General features: G+C 70.9%; 8 protein-coding genes and 1 pseudogene. All 9 read left to right on the top strand.

Translation table 11 applies throughout. From position 1 onward, the window contains the following. The first annotated feature begins 472 nt into the window (after nt 1-472). The 9 genes and pseudogenes from OTB19_RS40375 (at nt 473) to OTB19_RS40335 (ending at nt 8603) form a co-directional block, all read left to right on the top strand. On the top strand, nt 473-1549 hold the full coding sequence (locus OTB19_RS40375; protein WP_267803812.1) for a hypothetical protein: 1077 nt from the start codon (nt 473-475) through the stop codon (nt 1547-1549). Then, nucleotides 1546-2304 carry an ATP-binding protein gene (locus tag OTB19_RS40370; protein ID WP_267803811.1) on the top strand — a complete coding sequence of 253 codons (759 nt, stop codon included), beginning with the start codon at nt 1546-1548 and terminating at the stop codon, nt 2302-2304. Before OTB19_RS40375 ends, OTB19_RS40370 begins: the two co-directional genes overlap by 4 nt. Before the next feature lie 152 nt (nt 2305-2456). Beyond that, entirely contained in the window at nt 2457-3173 is a 717-nt protein-coding gene (locus OTB19_RS40365) for a WhiB family transcriptional regulator (RefSeq protein ID WP_267803810.1), read from the top strand. Next, nucleotides 3170-3614 (top strand): annotated as a pseudogene (locus tag OTB19_RS40360) (DUF2637 domain-containing protein); the annotation flags it as partial. The gene OTB19_RS40365 and the pseudogene OTB19_RS40360, both read left to right, overlap by 4 nt. Before the next feature lie 973 nt (nt 3615-4587). Beyond that, the gene (locus tag OTB19_RS40355) at nt 4588-4779 is read left to right on the top strand and encodes a hypothetical protein (RefSeq protein WP_266445732.1); all 192 of its coding nucleotides are present in this window, start codon (nt 4588-4590) and stop codon (nt 4777-4779) included. Between the two features lie 458 nt (nt 4780-5237). After that, entirely contained in the window at nt 5238-5588 is a 351-nt protein-coding gene (locus OTB19_RS40350; RefSeq protein WP_267803809.1) for a plasmid mobilization protein, read from the top strand. Then, nucleotides 5585-7321 carry a relaxase/mobilization nuclease domain-containing protein gene (locus OTB19_RS40345; RefSeq protein ID WP_267803808.1) on the top strand — a complete coding sequence of 579 codons (1737 nt, stop codon included), beginning with the start codon at nt 5585-5587 and terminating at the stop codon, nt 7319-7321. The genes OTB19_RS40350 and OTB19_RS40345 overlap by 4 nt, the downstream gene beginning before the upstream one ends. Before the next feature lie 81 nt (nt 7322-7402). Continuing rightward, entirely contained in the window at nt 7403-7825 is a 423-nt protein-coding gene (locus OTB19_RS40340) for a hypothetical protein (protein WP_267803806.1), read from the top strand. 85 nt (nt 7826-7910) lie between these two features. Beyond that, nucleotides 7911-8603, top strand: coding sequence for a hypothetical protein (locus OTB19_RS40335; protein WP_267803805.1), 693 nt, complete (start codon nt 7911-7913; stop codon nt 8601-8603). Nucleotides 8604-8851 lie beyond the last annotated feature (248 nt).

Here is an 8851-nt window from a genome sequence, read left to right as displayed (position 1 = left end):
CACCGTGTGCCGGACCGAAGCCGGGTCGTCCGAGGACCGCTTCCCGCAGGATGCCTGCGCGCTCACACAGCGTCACCAATCCAGCCACGCCCAACCGGCAAAGGACCTGCGACGCGCTGCACTAGGTATTCCGGCAGGTTCTACGTATGTTCGTCGTCGCCCGCCGGTCACCAGGCCCGGCGGAGGACTCGGAGGGGGGCTGGATGCGCAGCGGATGGACCTTACGGACTGGCTGAGCCAGGAAACAGCGACGGCGCCCGAGAGCGGGAACTCTCAGACGCCGGACGCTTCTGGCAGCACAACCGCCCACGAATGAGCGGACAGCCACCCAACATCGCCGAACCGGACCTTCTCACGGGCACACCGGTACGGCGGGTCACACCAGAGGAGAGTGTCGCATGGCGACCGCCCCGCGCAAAGGACCGGAGCATACGGCCGACCCCGCAACCCGCGATCAGGGGGGTGTCGCCTGATGGCCCGCATCCGCACGATCAAGCCGGAGATGTTCTGGTCGGAGGACCTCGCTGCGTGCGACGTCACCGCGATGGTGACCTTCCAGGGACTGCTCACGCAGGCCGATGACAGCGGGCGGTTCCTTGCACACCCGGCGATCATCGCCGGACAGGTGTGGCCGCTGCGTATCGAGCACACCCCCGCCCATGTGGCCAGGGACCTCGACCAGCTGGCCGCCGTCGGCATCATCTGCCGATACACCGGGTGCGACGACAAGGACTACTTGCACGTCGTGAAGTGGGACAAGCACCAGAAGATCGACCGACCCTCCGCGTCGCGCATGCCTCGGTGCCCCGCGCACCAGGCCGAGCGCCCGTGCAGCGAGTGCGGTAGCGCGGCCTGCCCCGCCTCCCCCGCCAAGGCGTCGGCGCCGACCACGGCAGCCGGGCTTGCCGGCAGCGCCTCGCAGGATTCGACGAATACTCGTCGAGTACTCGATCAGCCGGTTTCGCCCGATTCTGCGCCTGCGGCGCAGCCGGACCCCGCACCCGTCGGCTTCGGTACCGCCCCGCGATCCGCTCCGAAGGCCCCCCAGGAACCACTTTCCGACCTGCCGGGAGAAACCGCAGGTCAGAAGGCACTCGATGAGGGCTCGACACGAATACGCGAGGGCTCGTCGTCTGGATCTAGGATCTTGGATCCTGGATCAGTACCTACGGGGCGCCAGGCGCCAGCGTCTGGCGGCGTCTCGGAGAAGGTGTCCGCGAAGGACCTGGTGGCCGAGTACGTGAAGGGCTGCAGGCAGAAGCCGCCGAGCGACACGCGCGGGCTGCTGGGCCGGAAGATCAAGATGCTCCTCGACGAGGACTTCGCGCCCAGCGACATCCGCGCCGCCATGGACCTGCTGCGGAACAAGGGCCTGCATCCGAGCGTCCTGCCCAGCCTGGTGAACCAGGTCGTCAACGCCTCACCTCAGCACGCGGGCTCGACGCCGTCCTCCGCCTCCGGCGCGGGGCCATGGGCCAGCACTGGATCTGCCTACACGCCCTACTTCAACCCGGCGCCCGCGCCCACCACGTTCGGAGGAAGCCTGTGACCCGCGCCCGTCTCGCCGACCCGCAGCCCGCCGTCTCCGACCGCCTGCAAGCCCGCCTTGCCGCCCGCCTCGCCGCCCGCGGCATCAACCCGGCCGCCCCGGTCCTCGCGGACACTCCGGAGCCAATCCCGGCCCTGGAGGCAGCCCAGCGGCGCATCCCGTACGACTACCGGGACGCGTTCGCCGACCACCCGGCGGTCATGACCTGGGTGCGGACCATCGCCGACGCGGCTACCGCGCCGCACACCGATGACCACAACCCCCACTGGGGCAGTGGCGGGCGCCGGGTGATCGCCCGCGGACCCTCGCTCCTGCTGTGGGGCAACACCGGAGCAGGCAAGACCCGCCAGGCGTACGGGGCGATCCGCTCGCTCACCGCCGCCGGGTGCGCGGTCCGCTGGCACGCCATCAAGGCCGTCGACCTCTTCGGACAGATGCGCCAGCGCACCGGGGTAGACGTCGAGTGGCTGCTGCGCGATATCGCCCGGGTGCCGCTGCTGCTCCTGGACGACCTCGGCGCCGGCAAGTCCAGCGAGTGGAACGAGGAGATCACCTTCCGGCTGCTCGCCTGGCGCGGTGAGCACCACCTCCCGACGCTGGTCACCACCAACCTGGCACCGATCCGCACCGAGCACATGGACTCACGCCAGCCGGTGCTGCGCGACAAGGTGGGCGACCGGATCCTCTCCCGACTGTCCGGGATGTGCACCCCGGTCGAGTTCGACGGCCCGGACCGCCGCTTCCAGCGCGCCTGACCGGCCCCTTCTCCTCCCTCTCCCCTTCGGTGCGGCCCCGTAGCCGCTCCCCCTGCCCTGCCTCGCCGCCGAGCCGCACCCACACCGCTTCGCCGCTGGTGTGCCGCGCTGCCCGCCCGCCGGCCCATGAGGCGTACCCGGAGAACATCCCCATGCGCTACATCACCACCAACACCCCTCCCACCGGCCTCCACGGGGTCGCCGATATCAGCTGGCATGCCCGAGCCGCCTGCAACGGCGTCGACCCCGCCACCGCGGACGAGTTGTTCTTCCACACACCCAACGATGACTACGCCATCGCGGAGGCGAAGGAGATGTGCAGCTGGTGCCCGGTACGCCGCGAATGCTTCAACTACGCCCTGGACAACGAGATCAAGGAGGGTGTCTGGGGCGGCCTGACCGAGGCTGAGCGGGGGACCTGGCATGACCAGGTGGAGAACCGACTGGACTACAGCCGGGTGAAGGCGGTGATCGAAGGCCGGGACGTCCAGCTGAGCCGACTCGAGCGCAAGACCCTCACCCGCTACGCGAGCGCCCAGGGCTGGAGCCCGAACCGCCTGGCTCACACCCTCCAGATCGGGGTCGAGTGGGCCCGTGACCTGCTCCGGGTGGAGGCCCGCGCCATCGAGAACCGCGACAACCACAACCTCGCCTCGGACCCGAATCCGGTCGAGACCGCCCGGCAGGCCGCCCTGGCCGGACAGCAGCCCCCGCCCTCCGGCCAGGCCCACGACGGTGACGGTCCCGAGCGCGACCGGAGCGTTCCCCGTAAGGACAGGCGGGGCAAGGTCGTAGCGCGAAAGTCGAGGCCGGTGGCTCGTCACGTGCAGACACAGGCTCTGATCAACAACCTCCGGGAAGCCGTATGACCACCCCCGGCACGGGCCCCAGGCCCACGAGGAGCACCGAGTCCGCGGAGCGGTTCACCCTCGCCGCCGCCGGCGCCGTCATCGCGGCCCTGACCGCCGCCGCGTTCTGGCTGTCCTACGCACACCTGGCCGAGGTCGCCGGGCAGCACGGCCTGGCCAAGTCGCCCGAGCGGCAGTGGGCCTGGCCAGGCACCTTGGACGCCTTCATCGTCATCGGAGAACTGCTGATGCTGCGAGCGGGACTGCGGAAGGTCACCGACTGGTGGGCCGTGTCCCTCACCGCCATCGGATCGATCGGCTCCATCGCACTCAACGTCGCCGGCGTCAGCGGGACCGGCCCCGACCCGGTCCCCGTGCTGGACTACGTCGTCGCCGCCGTCCCGCCCACCGCAGCCTTGTTGGCCTTCGGGGTGCTGATGCGCCAGATTCACCAGCACGTCGCCACAGCCGACGACCGGGCTCCACTCCCCACGGAGACCGTCCCCGAAGGCGCCATGACCTTCCGGACGACCATTGGGGACCAGCCTTCCGCGCAGTCAGGGGATGGCAACGGGACGGCGGTCCCCGCCGGGGGGCACCATCGTGCGGAGGAACGTTCTGGTGGGGACCGGACGGGCACGGTCCCCGAGCAGAGGAACGGTCCCCACACGGTCCCCGACCCGCCGGTCCCCACCGGCCTCGATACGGCGGAGGCATCGGGGACCGTCTCCAGCCTGGGGACCGGGGACCGCCACAACGGGGACCGGCCACACACGGTCCCCTCGCAGAACCCCGGTCCCCACGCGGTCCCCGTCCCACAAGGGGACCGTCCCAAGGGGACCGACGGTCCCGGACATGGGGACCGTGGCGGGACCGGCGCCCCGGCGGGGACCGGCAACGAGCCCCGCGCGGTCCCCAACATCAAGGCCACCAGCGGGGACCGGATGGGCCACACGCCCGCAACGGTGCGGAACAACGGCGTCAGCAGGGACCGTCCCCGACACGACCGCACGTCCTCGGTCCCGGGGACCGGGGACCGCCAGGGGACGGTCCCCGGGACCGAGACGGACGGTCCCCGTCCCCACCCCACGCCGGATGGGGACCAGGAAGACGCCGGGGACCGTGATGGGGACCGGGGTAACGCCGACCCTGAGGACCCGCCGGCGAAGCCGCGCCGGGGACCGGTCCCCAAAGCGAAGCGGGGGACGGGGAACCGCGTACCGGAGCGGTCCCGGTCCCGCCTCACCGAGGACGAGATCGTCGACCGGCTGCGTCCCCACGTGCGGAGCGCACTCGAACGGGACGGCAACGAGTCGGTCACCCGCGTGCAGTTGCGGGCGATCATGCGGGCCCAGCAGATCCCCATCCGCAACGACCGCCTCACCCCAGTCCTCGCCCGACTGCGCGACGACAACACCAAGACGAGGAGCCCCCGATGAAGACGTGCCCCCGCTTCACCCGCATCCGTGCCGACTTCGAGCGGGACATCCACTACCTCGGCAACCACGCTGCCCGCCACCCGGGCACCGCTCCGGCGAAGACCAGCGCCCGAACCGCCCTCGGCACCAAGCAGCGCATGGCCGAAGCCCTCACACGGCACTACGCGCACTGCCCCGAATGCGGATAACCAACCCATAACGGTAGACGGATCGCCGCCTGAGGCGCTCCACAGGGTGGCCTGGACTTCTGCCGGGCCACCCTGCCGTCCGGGCAGCAAACTCCCGAACGCCCCTGCCGCACCCCCGACCGAACCAGCTCCACGAGGACCCGGACCCGATGACAAACCCGTCGAACAGCGCAACCACTGACACAGATCAGCCGGACCACAACTCGCTCTCGTGGCGAGCAAGTTATCCCATGAGTAGCACTCCCGTCGGGAGTGCTACTCATGGTGTCCCCGCCCCAGGGGAGGCGGGCCCAGGCAGGCACCAGGGGGCGCCGGCCAGGGAGGATGCGGCCGAGGGCGGACCGCATACCCAGGAGGAGACGCACTCGTGCCACAACCCACTCTGCGTGCATCGCGCACCCGAGAAACCGTCCGTCCGCAACCGTCTACGTAAGCCCGCCGCCGACAAACGCGTCCACATGATCGCTAGCCGATTCAACGACTCCGAGAAGCAGAGCCTCCTCGATGCCGCCAGCGCCAGCGCGATGACGGTGTCCGGCTTCCTCGCGCATGCCTCTCTCGCCGCCGCGCGCGATCTCTCCCGTACGGCTGCTGCGGTCGCCGGAGAACGCGAAATGCTGAACGAGCTGTTCGCCCTGCGCCGGCACCTCGGCCAGATCGGCAACAACGTCAACCAGGTGGCCAAGGCCTTGAACTCCGGCGCGGACGCACCCCATGCGGAGGCCGTGCTCGCGGCCGTACGCAGGGCGGCAGAGCGCGTCGACGACTTCACCCGCCGCCACGTCGAGTCGGCGGGCTCCGTACGGTGATACCCCGCGTTCACAAGCGGGGGACCCGGACCATCGGGCTGCTGTACTACCTGTACGGTCCGGGCACCCACGAAGAGCACATCGACCCGCACTTGGTCGCCGCCTGGGACAGCCTCGCGCCGGATCCCGGACGCGATCCCGAAGCCACCCACCAGGCCCTGCAGCAGCTTCTGGATCTTCCCGTCGACTCCGTCGCCCCGAGCCGGCGACCGGCTAGGCACGTGTGGCACCTGTCCGTACGAGCGGCCCCCGAGGATCCTGTCCTCTCCGACGAGCAGTGGGCGGACATCGCCCGGCGCATGGTTTCCGCTACGGGCATCGCTCCCGAGGATGGTCGGCCCGGGTGTCGGTGGGCCGCTGTCCGTCACGCGGACGACCACATCCACATCGTCGCCACCTTGGTTCGCGAGGACGGCCGCAAGCCCCGCCTTCACAACGATGCGGCCCGATCCCAGGCCGAAGCACGCCAGATCGAGATCGACTACGGCTTGCGGCGCCTCCATACCGGTGACGGCACGGCAGCCCAGTGCCCCACCAGCGCCGAGCGCCACAAGGCCGAGCGCCAAGGTCGCGAGCGGACCGCCCGGGAAGAACTGCGCGAGACCGTCCGCCGTGCGGTCGCCGGCACCCAGAGCGAAGGGGAGTTCTTCGAACGCCTTGCCTCGGCAGGTCTGCTCGTCCACAAGAGGGTCGCCCCGTCCGGCGATCTTCTCGGGTACAAGGTCGCGCTCCCCGACGACCGCAACAGGAAGGGCGAGCCGGTGTTCTACCCCGGCGCACGGCTCGCCCCGGACCTGTCCCTGCCCCGAATCCGCGAGCGCTGGAGCACCACGGTGGCCCCCGACCGGGACACCGAGGGAGTCACAGCAGATGCTCCGTTGCGCTCGGTGCCCGGGCCCGCTTCCGCGCGGCGGGCCGCGACGACCGCCGCCTGGCAGGCGGTGCTGGTCTTCGACGACGGTGACGACGGCGCGATCTCCGCGCACATCGCGGCGGCCGGCGAAGTCCTGGACGCGCTCGCCAAGACCTCCGCCGCCCACACCCGCATGCAACTGGGCGAGGCCGCCATCGCGTTCGAGCGGGCCTCACGCTCCCACGTCCGGGCCGCCCGCGGTCACGACCGCACCCTGCGCCAGGCCGCCCGCGACCTCGTGCACGGCGGGCCGGCGCTCGGCCGAGGGGAGGACGGGGCGACCACCGCGATGCTTATCGACATGGCGTTCTTCCTCGTCACCGCCGCCGCAGCCTGGCACGGAAAGAAGGAGCACGCCCAGCAGGCCGCTGCTGCCCTCCAGGCCGCCGAACACCTGCGCGCCGCCTACCAGGCCGCGGCCAGCCACCCCATGGCCGCACTGCACCAGCGGGGCCGCCTGTTGCCCCCCGTACTCCAGCGGCGGCATGCCGCCGTCCTGCGCGCAGCGGTGCCGCATCTCGCCGAGCAGGTCCTGGCCGAGGCGGGCTGGCTGGCGCTCGCCTCCACCCTTGCCGACGCCGAAGCGGCTGGGCACGATCCCGCTGAACTCCTCGTGCAGGCCACTGGACGACGGGAGTTGGACACCGCGTCCTCGGTCAGTGACGTCCTGGTGTGGCGGCTGCGCCGTTTGGCCGGTCTCCCCGCCGACGCGTCCGCCATGCCGCTCCACAGCAATCCCACCAGCCAGCCGTCGCTTTCGCACACGGATGGCCCCGCCGACGCCCGCCGGGACAGCCGTGACCGGGGCCGTGGACTTTGAGAGTTTCTAGAGTGGAACGACGACGGGAGCGTGGTGCACGATCTATGGTGCCCGGCAGGACAAGGACGAGGGGGGAACCTTATGTTCGGACGCAATCGCGAACGACGAGAACGGCTCGAAGCCCAGCAGCAGTGGGAAGCATGGACCGCGGGGCACATCGAGCCGCCGTTGGACCCGGACCACCAGGAGCCAGCGGCCGTGCCGGTCGTGGACGACTTCCTACCGCCCGACCTGCGCCTGCCGACGCGCGAGGAGCTGGCCGGGATGCTGATGGCCCACGATTTTCCGCTCGTCCTCGACGGCGAGGTCCGCGCCTGCTCCGAGTGCGGCGCGTACCGGAAATGGATCGTCGTCAGCACCCCCGACGGGGTGTGGCTGCGGTGCCCGGCCGGCCACGAGCAGGTCGAGCCCCGGCTCGACGCCGCCTGGTACAACCGCACCAGCGGGCCCACCACCGGACAGCACGCCACGTACGAGGAATGCCTGCGCTTCCTCGGCCACTGACCCGAACCCCTGCCACCCATAACGCCGGAGGAGAACCCCACGGGGGTCCGGCCGTCAGACCCGCACGACCACACCAGGGGTTCACATGCGCATCCGTACCATCGCCACCGGCCTGGCTGTCGCCGCCTCCCTCGCCATATCCGGGTGCTCCAGCGGCACGCCCGCAGACGCCGCCTCCCCCCTCGGGAAGCCGTCGGGCCAGACCAAGCCCGGCACCCCGGCCTCCAGCACTCCCCTGTCCGCTTCCGCGCTCGCCGGGCGCCTCCTCACCGAGGCCGATCTCGGCCAGGACTACACCCGCAAGCCCGAGAAGGCCGCCCGTCACGACGACACGACGGTGATCGGCTGCCCCGAACTGGAACAGCTCGGCGGTGACGCCGCCGCCGGCGGAAGCCTGGACTTCCCGAACAAGGCGACGGCCACGTTCCTCTACAGCGGCAGCACCGGCTCCGAGATCTCCGAGGAGCTCTACAGCGATACCGCCCCGAAGCTGACCGCCGGCACGAAGCGGATCTTCGACGCGATGACCGGCTGCCCCGTCTACCAGCTGGTGATCGGCAGCAAGCCCGTGAAGATCGCCACTCAGAAGCTGGCCGCCCCCGCTCTGGGCGACGGGGCCTGGAGCCAGCTCCTCACCTTCACCGCCGACGGGCAGGACAGCATCGTGAAGCAGACCGCCGTCCGCACCGGGACCATCCTGCTGGTCGTCTCCGGATCACCGGCCCTGGTCGACTCCCACGTGGAGAAGGCCCTCGCCAAGGCCAGCACCGGACGCTGACCGCACCGCCTGCACGGCCCCGCCGCTCCCCCAGGACCGGCGGGGCCGACTCGTACGCCCTTAGACGCCGGCGCAGCACGGGCACTGGCTGGGGGGTACGCGTCAGGCCCGGTTCCCTTCTCCTAGTGCTGCACCGCGAAAGTTCGTGGAGGGGGGTTGGGCCGGTCAGGCCGGGCTGCCGAGGTAGAGGGTGCCGGCGCAGGTAAGGCAGTCCTCGGGACTGCCGATGGGGAGGCCGGTGGGGAGGA

The sequence above is a fragment of the Streptomyces sp. H27-H5 genome (assembly GCF_026627505.1).
Lineage (GTDB): Bacteria > Actinomycetota > Actinomycetes > Streptomycetales > Streptomycetaceae > Streptomyces.
Note: the sequence above shows the minus strand (reverse complement) of the source record. Positions and strands in the feature narration are given on the sequence as shown.